11 protein-coding genes are annotated in these 14,673 nt (G+C 56.5%); 9 read left to right on the forward strand and 2 right to left on the reverse strand.

The features are described from left to right. The first annotated feature begins 12 nt into the window (after nt 1-12). From Q1A43_RS10920 to Q1A43_RS10960, 9 genes are all read left to right on the forward strand, one after another. The gene (locus Q1A43_RS10920; RefSeq protein WP_299935012.1) at nt 13-2,448 is read left to right on the forward strand and encodes an FAD-dependent oxidoreductase; all 2,436 of its coding nucleotides are present in this window, start codon (nt 13-15) and stop codon (nt 2,446-2,448) included. A 105-nt stretch (nt 2,449-2,553) separates the two neighbouring features. Next, complete coding sequence (locus tag Q1A43_RS10925; RefSeq protein WP_299935015.1) at nt 2,554-3,669, forward strand: MHYT domain-containing protein; 1,116 nt, start codon at nt 2,554-2,556, stop codon at nt 3,667-3,669. A gap of 141 nt (nt 3,670-3,810) precedes the next feature. Further along, the gene (locus tag Q1A43_RS10930) at nt 3,811-4,677 is read left to right on the forward strand and encodes a xanthine dehydrogenase family protein subunit M (protein ID WP_299935018.1); all 867 of its coding nucleotides are present in this window, start codon (nt 3,811-3,813) and stop codon (nt 4,675-4,677) included. A gap of 12 nt (nt 4,678-4,689) precedes the next feature. Next, nucleotides 4,690-5,184: a (2Fe-2S)-binding protein gene (locus Q1A43_RS10935; RefSeq protein ID WP_299935020.1), complete on the forward strand. Its 495-nt coding sequence runs from the start codon at nt 4,690-4,692 to the stop codon at nt 5,182-5,184. Further along, the gene (locus Q1A43_RS10940; protein ID WP_299935022.1) at nt 5,181-7,598 is read left to right on the forward strand and encodes an aerobic carbon-monoxide dehydrogenase large subunit; all 2,418 of its coding nucleotides are present in this window, start codon (nt 5,181-5,183) and stop codon (nt 7,596-7,598) included. Before Q1A43_RS10935 ends, Q1A43_RS10940 begins: the two co-directional genes overlap by 4 nt. 113 nt (nt 7,599-7,711) lie before the next feature. After that, entirely contained in the window at nt 7,712-8,587 is an 876-nt protein-coding gene (locus Q1A43_RS10945; protein ID WP_299935024.1) for a MoxR family ATPase, read from the forward strand. After that, nucleotides 8,584-9,765: a VWA domain-containing protein gene (locus Q1A43_RS10950; protein WP_299935028.1), complete on the forward strand. Its 1,182-nt coding sequence runs from the start codon at nt 8,584-8,586 to the stop codon at nt 9,763-9,765. The genes Q1A43_RS10945 and Q1A43_RS10950 overlap by 4 nt, the downstream gene beginning before the upstream one ends. Continuing rightward, nucleotides 9,762-10,568 (forward strand): XdhC family protein, encoded by an 807-nt coding sequence (locus Q1A43_RS10955; protein ID WP_299935031.1) that lies wholly within the window; start codon nt 9,762-9,764, stop codon nt 10,566-10,568. The genes Q1A43_RS10950 and Q1A43_RS10955 overlap by 4 nt, the downstream gene beginning before the upstream one ends. Before the next feature lie 110 nt (nt 10,569-10,678). Next, a complete protein-coding gene (locus Q1A43_RS10960) occupies nt 10,679-11,128 on the forward strand; it encodes a CoxG family protein (protein ID WP_299935034.1) in 450 nt (149 codons plus the stop codon). Nucleotides 11,129-11,149: 21 nt separating this feature from the next. Here Q1A43_RS10960 and Q1A43_RS10965 read toward each other — a convergent pair whose 3' ends face one another. Continuing rightward, nucleotides 11,150-12,553 carry an MATE family efflux transporter gene (locus Q1A43_RS10965; RefSeq protein ID WP_299923448.1) on the reverse strand — a complete coding sequence of 468 codons (1,404 nt, stop codon included), beginning with the start codon at nt 12,551-12,553 and terminating at the stop codon, nt 11,150-11,152. Further along, a complete protein-coding gene (locus Q1A43_RS10970; protein ID WP_299935037.1) occupies nt 12,550-14,418 on the reverse strand; it encodes a cation:proton antiporter in 1,869 nt (622 codons plus the stop codon). The genes Q1A43_RS10965 and Q1A43_RS10970 overlap by 4 nt, the downstream gene beginning before the upstream one ends. Between the last annotated feature and the right edge of the window lie 255 nt (nt 14,419-14,673).

Raw genomic sequence — 14,673 nt, forward strand, 5'->3', positions numbered from 1 at the left:
AAAGGGGTGATCATGAAATCGCAGACCAAGGTTGTTGTTATCGGCGGTGGCATTGCCGGGTGTTCGACCCTGTACCACCTGACCCAAGAAGGCTGGAGCGACGTCGTTCTCTTGGAACGCAATGAGCTGACCTCAGGCACCACATGGCATTCTGCGGCTCAGGTGACCAATTTCGGCATGAACCAGACAATGGTTGGTCTGAAAACCCATTCCATCAATCTTTACAAAGAGCTTCGTGACGACCCCGACTATCCGGTGAGCTATAATCATGGTGACGGCGGCATCCGGCTTGCCAACACCGAGGCACAGATGGAGGGCTATCGGCACTTTGCATCGATGGCGCGGGGTATGGGTGTTGAGTTCGAAGTCATCGACGCCGCCGAATGTGCCCGTCGCCATCCGCTGATTTCAACCGACAACCTGCTTGGCGGGTTGTGGGATGGCAATGACGGCGACATTGACCCCGCGAGCCTTTGTCAGGCCTTGGCCCGACGCGCGCGCAAAGCCGGGGCCGAGGTCTATCGCAACACCCCGGTGACTGGCCTCACACAGCACAAAGACGACAGTTGGACCGTGCATACCGACCAGGGCGACATCCGCTGTGAGGTTGTCGTGAACGCCTGTGGGTACCGGGTCAACGAGGTTGGCGCCATGATGGGCGTGCATCACCCAGTCATGTCGATGGAGCATCAATACTTTGTCACCGAAGACATCCCGGCCATTCGGGATGCGGGCCACCGGATGCCGCTTTTGCGTTGTCCGATTAGTGACTATTACAGCCGTCAGGAAAAGAATGGCTTGTTGGTTGGGTTCTACGAACAGGATTGCAAAACATGGGGAATGGACGGGATCGACCCGCATTTCGTCAACGCCCTGTGCCCCGACGATCTTGATCGGATCACCGACGTGTTGGAGGGCGCATTTGAACGTATGCCCGCCCTAACCGAGGTTGGCATTACCACCATTGTCAACGGGCCGATCACCTATACGATTGATGGTGCCCCGCTTGTTGGCCCCATCCCCGGCAAACGCAATGCTTTTTGCATCATCGGGCTGCGCGCTGGCTTGGGTGAAGGCGGCGGGCATGGCTGGATGCTGGCGCAACAGATTGTCCATGGTGAGGCCTGCTATGACACTTGGTGCATTGATCCGCGCCGGTTTGCGGGTCACACCAATGTGGAATTGACGGCGCTTAAGGCGATCGAGGATTACCAAAACGAGTTCCGTTTTCATTTCCCTAATGAACACCGCCCCGCCGGGCGCATGGCGAAGACCACGCCGCTTACCCCGGTTTTGGCCGCCGAAGGGGCCGAATTCACGGTGGTCAATGGCTGGGAACGGGCTGAGTTTTTCAAACCGTCGGATGATTTCCGCGTCACCCACAGTTTTCGCTTTGACGAAAGCCATCCCCATGTTGCCGCCGAAGTCGACGCTGTGCAAAACGCCGTGGGTCTCTGCGAGGTCAACGGGTTCAATCGGTTTGAGCTAACCGGAGCTGATGCCCCTGCCTTTCTTGATCGAATGATTTGTGGTCGTTTGCCGCGCAAGCCCGGGCGGGTTGGTCTGACCTATCTGCTCAATCACCACGGCATGGTCAAAACCGAGGCGACTTTGGCCAATATTCCCGCCTCAGATCGGGGACCGGATCGGATTTGGTACGGGTCTGCTGCGGCGGCCGAGCTCCATGATATGGATTGGTTGCAAGCGCATCTCAACCCCGAGGAAGATGTGCAAATCCGTTCGCTCACCAATGATCAAACTATTTTGGTTCTAGCCGGTCCAAAGGCCCGCGATGTCATGCAACAGGTCAGCCGCGAGGATTGGTCTGCCAAAGGTTTCCCTTGGCTGTCTGTGCGGGAATGTTTCATCGGGATTGCGCCCGCGACGGTGATGACGGTGAGCTTTTCGGGTGAATTGGCCTATGAAATCCACATCCCCAATGCGTCGCTCTATTCCGCATATCTTTCCCTGCGCGCGGCGGGTAAAGCCTATGGGCTGAAGCTCTTTGGCGGGCTTGCGGTTGACTCGATGCGGATGGAAAAGGGGTATCTGCATTGGAAGGCCGATATCCTCACCGAATTTGACCCGTTCGAAACTGATCTGAGCCGGTTTGTGACCATGGATAAACCTGATTTCATTGGCAAAGAGGCCCTTGCCGCGCGGCAATCAGACGGCCCGCGCAAACGCCTTGCCACCCTACGTGTTGATAGCGACGACACGCCGGCCCATGGCGGAGCCTCGGTCATGCGCGGCGACAGGATTGTTGGCACGGTGACCTCTGGCGACTTTGGACATAGGACACAGACCAACCTAGCCTATGCCTTTGTTGATCCTGATCTGGCCGAGATCGGAACCGACCTTCATATTGATATGTTGGGGCAAATCGTGGCGGCGCAAGTTGTTCCTAAGGGCCAATATGACCCGGACATGAGCCGGGTTCGCAGCTAAACCACAACCGGGTTCCCGCATATAACCAATGGGAACCCGTTATCGCTAAACAAACCTACAGTAGAAAACTTGCAGCAAAGTCATGAGTTAAGGTAGAGGTCGCCTATGCAGGTCCTCGATGTCTCTCATAGCCCGATACTGGTTTTCGCCTCGCTTTTGGTGGCGTTGATGGCCGGGTTTACCGGATTGTCACTGACCAAAGGTCTCTCAGACCGCCCAGTTGCGCAACGCAAAATCCTTATTGTGTTGGCCTCAATCGCGCTTGGGGGTGGAATTTGGTCTATGCACTTTGTGGCCATGCTCGGCCTGCAATTGCCGATCCAGTTTTACTATGACGCGGCGGTTACGCTGACCTCGGCACTTGTTGCGATTCTGGTGGTGGGCTGTGCGCTTTTGATCCTGCACTTTTGGGACCGCACCCGTGGCACCCTTGTTCTGGCTGGGATGATTGTGGGCTTGGGCGTTTTGGCCATGCACTATCTCGGCATGTCCGCGATGGAGCTGTGCCAACCGCTCTACACACCGGCGGGCATTGCCCTTGCGGTTGTATCGTCTTGTGCGTTGAACATCGCCGCCTTTGCCATCGCTTACGGCAAACGCTCCCAACGCAATATCATCTTTGGCACGCTATTTTTTGGGTTTGCGGTCTTTGCGGTCCATTTCGTCGCCATGGGTGGCACCGATTTTGTTGCCATTGATGTGCTAAGTGATGTCGGCCCTTTGATCAGCAACGAGGTCATGGCGATTGGCGTGGTTTTGTCGAGCTTTGTGTTGTGCGGGGCGTTTTTGCTTACCGGTGTTACGTTTCTTGCCCCGTCCGATGCGCCGGTTGACCCACCCGCGCCTGTGTCTTCGCCCGAGCCAGAACCGACACCTGAAGCGCACCACCCCGTCCTGCAAATCCCGTATGAACAAGAAGGTCGGACATTGTTCATCGATACCAACGCCGTTGCCGCCATTCGGGCCGAGGGACATTATACGTACCTCTACACCGCCGATGACAAACTGTTTTGCGTCTGGCCGATTTCCGAAGCCGCCAAACGGTTGGCGCAAGGGCCGTTCCTACGCACCCATCGCAGCTTTCTGATCAACCCGGCGCATGTCTCCGGATTTGAACGGTTCAAGGACAACGGCGTGTGTCATTTCGAAACCGAACATCTGACCAAGGTCCCGGTGAGCCGGTCTCAACTCAAGGCGGTGCGGACCGCATTGGGTGTCTAGCCTGCGCGCAACTCGTGCAGCTATGGTCGCATTTCGTGCAGAAACCCGCTCTTTTCACTGAAATTCAAGTGCGTCTGACGACCTCTCAAACGCACCGTCCTCCTCGTAGCCAGATGAACTGCATGTCGGGGAGGACAAGCAATGATACCAGCGGCGTTCGATTATTATCGGCCCGAAACCATGGACGACGTTATCGCCATTCTACAAGAACACGGTGACGACGCGCGGGTGATGGCAGGCGGGCACAGCCTCATTCCAATGATGAAACTACGCATGGCCGACGTGCCGCATTTGATCGACCTTCAGGCGATTGATGGGCTCTCGGATATCACAATTGAGGGCAATCGCATCACCCTTGGCGCGATGGTCACCCAGCATGATTTGATTGCCCATGATGGCCTTACTGCTGCGGCGCCGATCCTGCAGGAAACAGCGTTACAAATCGCCGATCCACAAGTGCGCTATATGGGGACAGTTGGTGGCAATGTCGCAAATGGCGACCCCGGCAACGATATGCCCGGCCTGATGCAGTGTCTAGATGCGACCATCAATTTGATCGGCCCGGATGGTGCCCGTTCTGTCGCCGCGCGTGATTACTACGAGTCGGCCTACATGACCGCCCGCGAAGATGATGAGGTTTTGGTTTCGGTTTCTTTCGACACGCCGAGTGGTGGCCACGCCTATGAAAAGCAAAAACGCAAGATTGGCGATTATGCGACCGCCGCCGCGGCGGTTCAGATTGCCAATTCGGGTGGCATTGTTGCCTCGGCTTCGATTGCGATGACAAACCTAAGCGATGTTCCTGTGTGGTCGGATGATGCCGCCAAGGCCTTGATCGGCACCAGCTGTGATGCCGACGCGGTCAAAGCCGCCGTTGCCGCCATGCTGGGCGATATCGATCCATCCGAAGACAACCGCGGCCCGGTCGCGTTCAAGCGCCATGTTGCGGGGGTCATTCTAACCCGTGCAATCACGCGCGCCTGGTCTCGAACAACGTCACGGGCATAAGGGGGGAACACCATGTCTGATAAAATGCACATCAAACTAACGGTCAATGGCGAGCCAAAAGAGTTCCTCGCCGAACCGCGCGAATTGCTGATCTACGCCTTGCGCGAAAAGCTCGACATCACCGGCCCGCATGTGGGCTGCGACACCTCCCATTGTGGGGCCTGTACGGTCACGTTGAACGGCAAATCGGTGAAATCCTGCACCATGTTTGTAGCCCAAGCCAATGGCGCCGAGATCACAACCATCGAAGGCATCGGCGCACCGGATGCGCTGCATGTTTTGCAAGAAAGCTTTAAGGAACATCACGGACTTCAGTGCGGGTTCTGCACACCCGGCATGATCACCCGTGCTACCAAGCTTTTGGAAGAAAACCCAAGCCCGAGCGAAGAAGACGTTCGCTTTGGCATGGCGGGCAATATCTGCCGCTGTACCGGGTATCAGAACATCGTCAAATCCATCCTTGCTGCGGCAAGCGAGATTAACTCAGCCAAAGAGGCAGCGGAATGAACGATATGACCCCAGATCGCGAAGAACGCTCTGCCAACCTCAAAGGCATGGGATGTTCTCGTAAACGCGTTGAAGATGCGCGTTTCACCCAAGGTAAAGGCAACTATGTCGATGACATCAAGCTGCCCGGTATGCTGCACGGCGATTTCGTGCGCTCGCCCTATGCCCACGCCAAAGTTGTCTCCGTCAACAAAGAGGCCGCTCTTGCGCTTCCCGGTGTTGTGGCGGTTCTGACCGCCGAAGATCTCGCGCCGCTGAACCTACATTGGATGCCCACCCTTGCCGGTGACAAACAGATGGTTTTGGCAGATGGCAAGGTGCTTTTCCAAGGCCAAGAGGTCGCCTTTGTCGTCGCCTCGGATCGATATATCGCTGCCGATGCGGTTGAGCTTGTTGAGGTGGAATACGAAGAACTGCCGGTAATCACCGATCCGTTTGAATCGTTGAAATCCGATGTGGTTTTGCGCCCTGATCTTGATGGTCAAACCGAAGGGGCCCATGGCCCGCGTAAACATCACAACCATATCTTCACATGGGAACAAGGCGACGAAGCCGGGACCAATCAGGTGCTCGACAATGCCGAAGTCGTTGCCGAAGAGACCATGTATTACCACCGTACCCACCCCTGCCCGCTTGAAACCTGTGGCAGTGTGGCGTCGATGGACAAGGTCAACGGCAAGTTGACCCTATGGGGCACGTTCCAAGCGCCGCATGTGGTGCGCACCGTGGCCTCGCTGCTCTCGGGTATCGAAGAGCATAACATCCGCGTTGTGTCGCCCGACATCGGCGGCGGTTTTGGCAACAAGGTTGGGGTCTATCCTGGCTATGTTTGTTCCATCGTTGCCTCGATCGTGACCGGGGTTCCGGTGAAATGGGTTGAGGATCGGATGGAAAATCTGATGTCCACCGCCTTTGCCCGCGACTATCACATGACCGGCAAGATTTCCGCCACCAAAGAGGGCAAGATCACCGGCTTGCATTGCCATGTGACGGCTGATCACGGCGGGTTTGACGCTTGCGCCGACCCGACCAAGTTCCCCGCCGGTTTCATGAACATCTGTACCGGATCATATGACATTCCGGTCGCTTACCTGGCCGTGGATGGGGTTTACACCAACAAGGCACCGGGGGGCGTTTCCTATCGCTGTTCCTTCCGCGTGACCGAAGCCGTGTATTTCATCGAACGAATGATCGAAGTTCTGGCAATTGAGTTGGACATGGATGCCGCCGAGTTGCGCCGCATCAACTTTATCAAGAAGGAGCAGTTCCCATATACCGCCGCTTTGGGTTGGGAATATGACTCGGGCGATTATCACACCGCTTGGGACAAAGCGTTGAAGACCGTTGATTATGACGGCCTGCGCAAGGAACAGGCCGAACGGGTCGAGGCGTTCAAGCGCGGCGAAACTCGCAAGCTGATGGGCATTGGTCTGACTTTCTTTACCGAGATTGTCGGCGCCGGGCCGGTCAAGAACTGTGACATCCTTGGCATGGGCATGTTCGACAGCTGTGAAATCCGGATCCACCCCACCGGGTCTGCGATTGCGCGTCTGGGCACGATTTCCCAAGGTCAGGGCCATGCGACAACCTTTGCGCAAATCCTTGCCTCGGAAATCGGCATTTCGGCGGACAGCATCACCATCGAAGAAGGCGACACCGATACCGCGCCCTACGGGCTTGGCACTTACGGGTCGCGCTCAACCCCGGTTGCTGGGGCGGCAACGGCGATGGCCGGGCGAAAAATCCGCGCCAAGGCGCAGATGATCGCCGCCTATTTGCTTGAGGTACATGACGATGATGTCGAGTTCGACATTGACCGTTTTGTTGTCAAAGGCGCGCCTGAAAAGTTCAAGACGATGAAGGAAATCGCCTACGCCGCCTATAACCAAGCCATTCCGGGGATCGAACCGGGGCTTGAAGCGGTGAGCTATTATGATCCGCCCAACATGACCTATCCCTTTGGGGCCTACGTCTGTGTGATGGACATTGACGTTGACACCGGTGTTCCCGAAATCCGCCGCTTTTATGCGCTGGATGACTGTGGCACGCGGATCAACCCGATGATCATCGAAGGGCAAATCCATGGTGGTTTGACCGAAGCCCTTGCCGTCGCTTTGGGTCAGGAAATTGCCTATGACGACATCGGTAATGTGAAAACCGGGACGTTGATGGACTTCTTCTTGCCGACCGCATGGGAAGTGCCAAATTACGAAACCGATTACACCGTCACCCCAAGCCCGCATCACCCGATTGGTGCCAAAGGTGTGGGCGAAAGCCCGCATGTGGGCGGCGTGCCGTGTTTCTCAAATGCGGTACAGGATGCCTTCCGCGCCTTTGGATTGCGTCACACCAATATGCCCCATGATCATTGGCGCATTTGGCAGACCGCAAACAAACTGGGCCTGCATGAGTAAATGTTTGTCGGATCGGTTTTAGGCTGATCCGACGAAAAGGCAGGGGCGCTGCCCCCGTCTGCTTTGCAGACTCCTCCCGGGATATTTTTAGAAAGAAGAAGCTGAGGGTCGTGGTGGCACATCTTGAGTTGCAAAAGGCGTTGGCGGCGCAGGGCTATGTGGCCGATGACGATTTGGCCATGGCCGTTCATTTGGCTTTGGCTCTGGGGCGTCCCTTGTTGATCGAAGGCGCGGCTGGCGTCGGTAAAACCGATCTGGCGCGGGTCTTGGCCCACGTTCAGGAAACCGAGTTGATCCGCCTGCAATGTTACGAAGGATTGGATGCGTCACAGGCCATTTATGAATGGAATTATCAGCGTCAATTGCTTTCGATCCGGGCGGCGGCCGAGGACGGCGAAACCGGCCGGAGTGTCGAGGCGCGGATTTTTTCAGAAGAGTTTTTGCTAGAGCGGCCTTTGCTCAAGGCCATTCGGCAAGCCAAGTCTCCTGTTTTGTTGATTGATGAAATTGACAGGGCAGATGAGGAGTTTGAGGCTTATCTTTTGGAAATCCTGTCCGAGTTTCAAATCACGGTGCCCGAGCTTGACACCATCACCGCCACAAGCCGCCCCATTGTCGTTCTGACGGCCAACGGCACACGCGACCTGTCTGACGCGCTGCGCCGACGGTGCTTGTATGCCCATGTGGATTATCCGGATCGCACCACAGAACTGGCCATTCTCAAGGCCCGTTGCGCAGACATAGAGACGAAATTGGCCGGGCAAATCATTGGCTTTGTGCAATCGCTGCGCAAAGAAGACCTCGAAAAAACACCGGGTATTGCCGAGATGTTGGATTTTGCGGCGGCGCTCTCGGGCCTCGGCATTGCGGACCTGACCCAAGACCCGGTTGCCTTGCAAGCCTGTCTGACGACCTTGTTGAAAACCCAAAGCGACCGCGCCAATATCACCACCGAAGTGGCACAGCGCCTTGCCGGGAAAGCCGCATGAGCCGTGTCACCAAATTCGCCGCACGTGATCCGGGACCAACGGCGCGCATGGCCGGGTTTATGGCGCATTTGCGCGATAACGGTCTGCGTCTTGGGGTTGGGGAAACCGAAATGGGGCTGGCGGCGCTTTGCCATGTGCAGGCCAGCGACCCAAGCCAAACCCGCCCAGCTTTGCGCGCCATTTGCTGTGGCAGCGCCGATGACACCGCGCGGTTTGACGACCTATTTGATGCTTTTTGGCTAAACGGAGGACGCGTCGCGCAAAAGACAATCCCATCTCAGTCCCCGGCCTCGGATCATATCCACAGTTCGCGCAATGCCTCCGGTCAGGATGAAGCCGGTGGCAGCGGTACGCCGACCGTTCCAGATGGCGGCGAAGGAGAGGCCGATGCGGATGGCCAAGGGCGTTTGCAGGCCAGTTTACATCAAGCCAAGATGAAGAGAGACCTGCGCGATTTGGTGCAACCCGAAGATATTGCCGAGGCGCAAAAGATCGCCGAGCGACTAGGAACCGCCTTGCGCCATCAAAGGTCGCGCCGTCGTAAGCAAGCCCGCAAGGGTGATCAAATTCACTTTCGCAAGGTCATGCGACAGAGCCTTGCAACGGGTGGCGAACCGCTTTCTTTGCCGCTTAAACAACGCCCTGATCGGCCGCTGAAAATCGTTACGCTTTGCGATGTCTCCGGGTCGATGACCACCTATGCCAAAGTGTTTTTGGCCTTTATTGCCGGATTGATGCGGGCAGATCAGACTTTTGACGCCTATCTGTTTCATACCCGTCTGGTTCGCATCGCCGAAGCCTTGCGGGACAAAGATGCCCTGCGTGCGCTTGGCCGTTTGTCTGTATTGGCGGATGGCTTTGGGGGCGGGTCGAAAATCGGCGCGTCGCTGGATCAGTTTAGCCGAACCTATGCCCGCCGCTTTGTCGACGGCCGCACCGTCGTGATGATCCTGTCCGATGGCTATGACACCGACACGCCCGATATGATCGGCGACGCGCTGGCGCGGCTCAAAAAGCGCGGCTGCAAAATTATCTGGCTCAATCCTCTCAAGGGATGGGACGGATATGAGCCGGTTGCGCGCGGAATGGCCGCCGCCCTGCCCCATCTTGACCTGTTCCGCCCCGCCAATCGCCTCGACGATCTGGCCGCCCTTGAAAAGGAGCTGATCCGCCTATGATGCCTGCTGATTTAACCAACCCCGAAATTGCCGCGCTGGCCAAACAACTTCGGGACAAGGGGGAACCGTTTGCCATTGCGACGGTCTTGCGAACTCTGGGGGCGACCGCGGCGAAACCGGGGGCCAAGGCGCTCTTGGATATGGATGGTACGATCTTGCAAGGCTGGATCGGTGGCGGCTGCGTCCGTGGGGCCGTCGCCAAGGCGACCAAACGGGCGTTGGACGAAGGGCAGCCACAGATGGTGTCGCTCTTGCCGCAAGACTTGTTGGATGAAAAGGGCATCAGCGCCGGTGACGACATTGAGGGCATCCGCTTTGCCCGAAATGGCTGTCCGTCCAAGGGATCAATGGACATATTTGTCGAGCTGGTGCTGCCTCTCCCGGAACTGGTGATCTTCGGTGACTCGCCTGTGGCGCAGGCCTTGGCGCGCCTATCAGCTCAGTTCCAATGGGCCGTTTTGAGTGGCACGCCCGAAGCCCCTCCCCCACAAATGTCGAGCAGTGTTGGGCGCATGACCGTGGTCGCGACACAAGGCAAAAACGATCTGGCAAGCCTCAAATCGGCGCTCGCCTCGCATAGTCAATTCATCGCCTTTGTTGGCAGTCGTCGCAAATTCGCGGCCTTGTCGGAAAAACTATTGGCCGAAGGGCTAACACAGACCGACTTGGACCGTGTCCACGCCCCGGCTGGCCTGTCGATTGGGGCCGTGACCCCGGACGAAATCGCCTTGTCGATCATGGCTCAGCTTACCCAAGAACGCCGGCGCAATCAGCGCGGCCCAACCGAAAGGTCCCCGACATGAAACGCCTGCTGAACCGATTGCGCAAACGCCTTGCCTACAAACCGCTCACCAAAGAACAGGCCGACCTTTTGGCGTCGGTTAAATTTCCCTGCTGTTAAAAGGACGTCCCCTTGGAACTGAATGACGAAATCACCATCAACGCTCCTATGTCTGATGTCTATGCTGCGCTGAACGACCCTGAAATCTTGCGCCAGTGTATTCCAGGCTGCGAAGAACTTATCAAACACTCCGAAACTGAACTTGAGGCCAAAGTTGTCCTTAAGGTTGGCCCTGTTAAGGCAAAGTTCAGCGGCGATGTCACCTTGGATACCGCAGGAGCACCAAGCGCGTTTTCCCTAACCGGTCAGGGCAATGGCGGCGCCGCCGGTCATGCCAAGGGTGGGGCCGATGTGACCCTTCGCGACGAAGATGGCCAGACCATTTTGACCTATGCGGCCAAGGCCGAAATCGGCGGCAAACTGGCCCAACTTGGGTCGCGTTTGATCCAAAGTACCGCCAAAAAGCTTGCTGGGAAGTTCTTCAAAACCTTTGCCGAAGTGGTTGAACAGGTCGACGCCTAAACCTGACGCCGCCCCGGCCTTTCATCTGCGATGGTGCAAAATGGTAAAGGGGCGGCGATGCCGGGCAAATTCGGGCTTGTCGGTTGGGCAACACTTGTCCCGCTCGGCTTTGCGCATCACATGTTCGGCCATGATCAAGGCGACCAGAGCGACAAAGGCCCCGCCTGCCATTTGGCCAATCAAAACCCCGGCAGCCCCCCAATATTGCGCACCAAAATAGACAAAGGGGATGACACCCAAGGTGTTGCGCCCCCAATTGACCCATGTGGAATAGAATGGGTGGCCAAGATTGTTGAATGATGCATTGGCGACAAAAATGATCCCATTGAAAATCCAAAGCAACGACAGTGGTCCGCAGAACAGATAGATCAAGTCGCGGGCGATCCCGGTGGCGTTGAACATATCAGCAATCAGATCGCGGGACAGGTAGAGCACACCGACCACTGGGAAAACATAGATCACGATCAAAACCATGGCGCTGTTAAACGCTTTGCGAACACGGTCATGCCGCTGCGCGCCGAAATTCTGGCCGATTATCGGGCCGATTGCCCCGGACATGGCAAAGATCAGGGCAAAGGCCACCGGCGTCACCCGGCCGATCACCGCCATCCCGGCCACGGCGGCCTCGCCAAATTCAGCGGCGGCGCGGGTAACATAGGCACCCCCTATCGGGGTGGCGACATTGGCCAACATCGCTGGCAAGGCAATCGCGGCAATGGGTTTGAGATCGCTGAAAATAGCCGAGGTAGAGAGCGCAGTTAGGCCTCCGTAGCGGCGGAACAGATACCACAATGCGACGCCCGCCACCGTGACACGCGCCGCGACCGACGCCCACGCCGCCCCCGCAAGCCCCATATCGAGCGTGAAGATAAAGATCGGGTCAAGCACGGCGTTGACGATTCCGGCGCTCAACGTCGCCATCATCGATAGTTTCGCCGCGCCATGGCTTCGCAGCGCCGCTGATCCGACAATGCCGATCATCAGGATCGGCATGGTTGGAACCAAGATTTGCAAATAGGAGATGGCTAAATCCTGAGTCGGGCCAGATGCCCCAACCAAAGCGGTCAATCCAGCCAGATTTTGGTAGATCAAAATCGCCACGACCACGGCAAAGGCGAAGCCAACCAACATAACATGAGTCAACAGCTCGCGGGCGCGATCCGCTTTGCCTTCGCCTAGCGCTTTGGCAACCAAGGCACCGCCTGCGATGCCCAAACCAATCGACAAAGACGTGGTGACAAACAGGATGGTTCCGGCAAATCCAACCGCAGCCGCAAGCTCTTCTATCCCGAGCATCGAGATGAACAGCATGTCGACAAGATCAACAATGAATAGCGCCACAAACCCGACCGCCGCCGTAAGTGACATGGTGACAATATGCCCTGTCAGGTTCCCGGTTAGGAATTTCGCTTGTTCGTCGCTCATGATTTGCTTGAGCCTGTCATGATGGCTTGCATTTGGTCGCCTAGCTCGGCCTCCCAAGCTTCTCGTTTTTCGCGGATCGAGTTCAGATAAGCCTCGTTTTCCATCGGTGGGATGTCTGGATCATAGTGTTCTGCGGCATCAAGCATCGAGCGGCGATCAAGGGCATTAAACGCCTCGATCATGTCGTTGGCTTGCTCTTTTGAGTACCCAAGCGCCTCGATCGAGCTGCGCCCCATGCGCATCGAACTGTCATAGGTTTCGCGGATGATGTCACGACACCCAGCGGCCCAAAGATCATAAACATGGTTCCGATCAAGCGCCCGCGCCACGACGTGCACATCGGGATGATGGGCCTGAAGATATTTCACTAACTGGGTGATCCGTTCCTTGTCATCAATGGCAATCACAAACAGTTTGGCCTTGGAAATTCCTGCGGCGTGAAGCAAATCAGGCCGCGTTGCGTCACCGTAATAGGCTTTCATGTCAAAGGCTTTGAGGATTTCAAGCTGAGCTGAGGAGAAATCAATCACCGTCGGGTTCATGCCACAGCCGCGCAAAATCCGGGCGATCAAGCCGCCCACTCGACCATGCCCAGCGATAATGATGTCAGATCGGTTTTCAATTTCATCTGCTTCGCGCTGTTCTGCTTGCGCAAACCGCGGCGCGACAACCTTGTCGAAGAGGATGAAGAGCCCCGGCGTAAAGAGCATCGACAAAGCGACGATCAAGAGCAAAATCTGAGCCAAATCGCCGGGGATCACCGCGTTGGACACCGTAAAGGCCAATAAAACAAAGCCAAATTCACCGGCTTGGGCAAGGCCGAGCGTAAACAACCACCGATCCGCGCCTTGCAATTTGAAGATAACCGCCAGCACAAAAAGCACCGCCGATTTCACCACCATCAAGCCAAGAGTCAGGCCAAGGATAAGGGCGAAGTTGTCAAACAACAGGGCAAAGTTGATGCCCGCGCCAACGGTCATAAAGAACAGACCCAAGAGCAATCCTTTGATAGGTTCGATATCGCTTTCGAGTTCGTGTTTGTATTCGCTATTGGCCAAGACAACCCCGGCCAAAAAGGTGCCAAGCGCCGGAGACAACCCGACAAGCGACATCAAAAGCGCAATGCCTATCACAATCATAAGGGCGGCAGATATGAACAGCTCACGCATTTCTGCGCCGGATATAAACCGAAAGATCGGGCCGGTTAGATGGGAGCCAATCACAATGACCCCCGCAATCGCCGCAAGCGTGACCAACGCCGCAGCCCACCCCGGAAGCCCCTCAACAAGGCTCATGGAACTGCCATGCCCATCGTCGCCGTGTGACGCATGGGACAAGGCCTCGACCAACTCTGGCATGGCCAACAAAGGGATCAGTGCCAGCATTGGGATCACAGCGATGTCTTGGAACAAAAGCACCGAGAAACTGGCCTGCCCCCCATCGCTACGCATCAATCCTTTTTCACCCAAGGTTTGAAGGACAATCGCAGTTGAGGACAGCGCCATCACCAAGCCAATCGCCAAGGCCACCGTCCAAGGTTGGCCAAAGGCCAGCGCGACCATCATCACAACAGCGGTGGTCAGCCCGACCTGTCCACCCCCAAGCCCCAAGAGCTTGGCGCGCATCTGCCAGAGCGTTTTGGGTTCAAGTTCTAGCCCGACCAGAAACAGCATCATCACCACACCGAATTCAGCAAAATGCTGAATCGACACCACGTCCACATGCAGCCATGCCAAGATTGGGCTGATAGCGATGCCTGCGATCAGAAAACCAAGCACCGAGCCAAGCCCAAGGCGCGAGGCAATCGGCACAGCGATCACACCGGCAACAAGGAAGACAAAAGCAGCTAGCAAAATATCGGTCATCGCAAACGGTCCTGGGGTCAAGAGGTGCGATCCTGAACGCACGGTTATTTCCTCGCAAACATGCAAGAGAAATATGCAAATAGCCAGCGCCGGCCGCCCACAGCCGAGGTGCGGATTTGTGGACACCCCATGTGCATAAACGAAATGTAACGGTTTTCCTTTTCACGAGGTGGCCAAATACGCCCTGCGATGGCAATTACCGCGGCTAACGGATTGGTTTTGCCGTTCGGCCCCGGATAGGCAGGACAGACGATT

The organism is uncultured Pelagimonas sp. (genome assembly GCF_947498515.1).
Taxonomy (GTDB): Bacteria; Pseudomonadota; Alphaproteobacteria; order Rhodobacterales; family Rhodobacteraceae; genus Pelagimonas.

Excerpts from the sequence above, each read along its gene's own strand:
- Q1A43_RS10920 (WP_299935012.1), top strand. The coding sequence starts at position 13 with ATGAAATCGCAGACCAAGGTTGTTGTTATCGGCGGTGGCATTGCCGGG.
- Q1A43_RS10925 (WP_299935015.1), top strand. The coding sequence starts at position 2,554 with ATGCAGGTCCTCGATGTCTCTCATAGCCCGATACTGGTTTTCGCCTCG.
- Q1A43_RS10930 (WP_299935018.1), top strand. The coding sequence starts at position 3,811 with ATGATACCAGCGGCGTTCGATTATTATCGGCCCGAAACCATGGACGAC.
- Q1A43_RS10935 (WP_299935020.1), top strand. The coding sequence starts at position 4,690 with ATGTCTGATAAAATGCACATCAAACTAACGGTCAATGGCGAGCCAAAA.
- Q1A43_RS10940 (WP_299935022.1), top strand. The coding sequence starts at position 5,181 with ATGAACGATATGACCCCAGATCGCGAAGAACGCTCTGCCAACCTCAAA.
- Q1A43_RS10950 (WP_299935028.1), top strand. The coding sequence starts at position 8,584 with ATGAGCCGTGTCACCAAATTCGCCGCACGTGATCCGGGACCAACGGCG.
- Q1A43_RS10955 (WP_299935031.1), top strand. The coding sequence starts at position 9,762 with ATGATGCCTGCTGATTTAACCAACCCCGAAATTGCCGCGCTGGCCAAA.
- Q1A43_RS10965 (WP_299923448.1), bottom strand. The coding sequence starts at position 12,553 with ATGAGCGACGAACAAGCGAAATTCCTAACCGGGAACCTGACAGGGCAT.
- Q1A43_RS10970 (WP_299935037.1), bottom strand. The coding sequence starts at position 14,418 with ATGACCGATATTTTGCTAGCTGCTTTTGTCTTCCTTGTTGCCGGTGTG.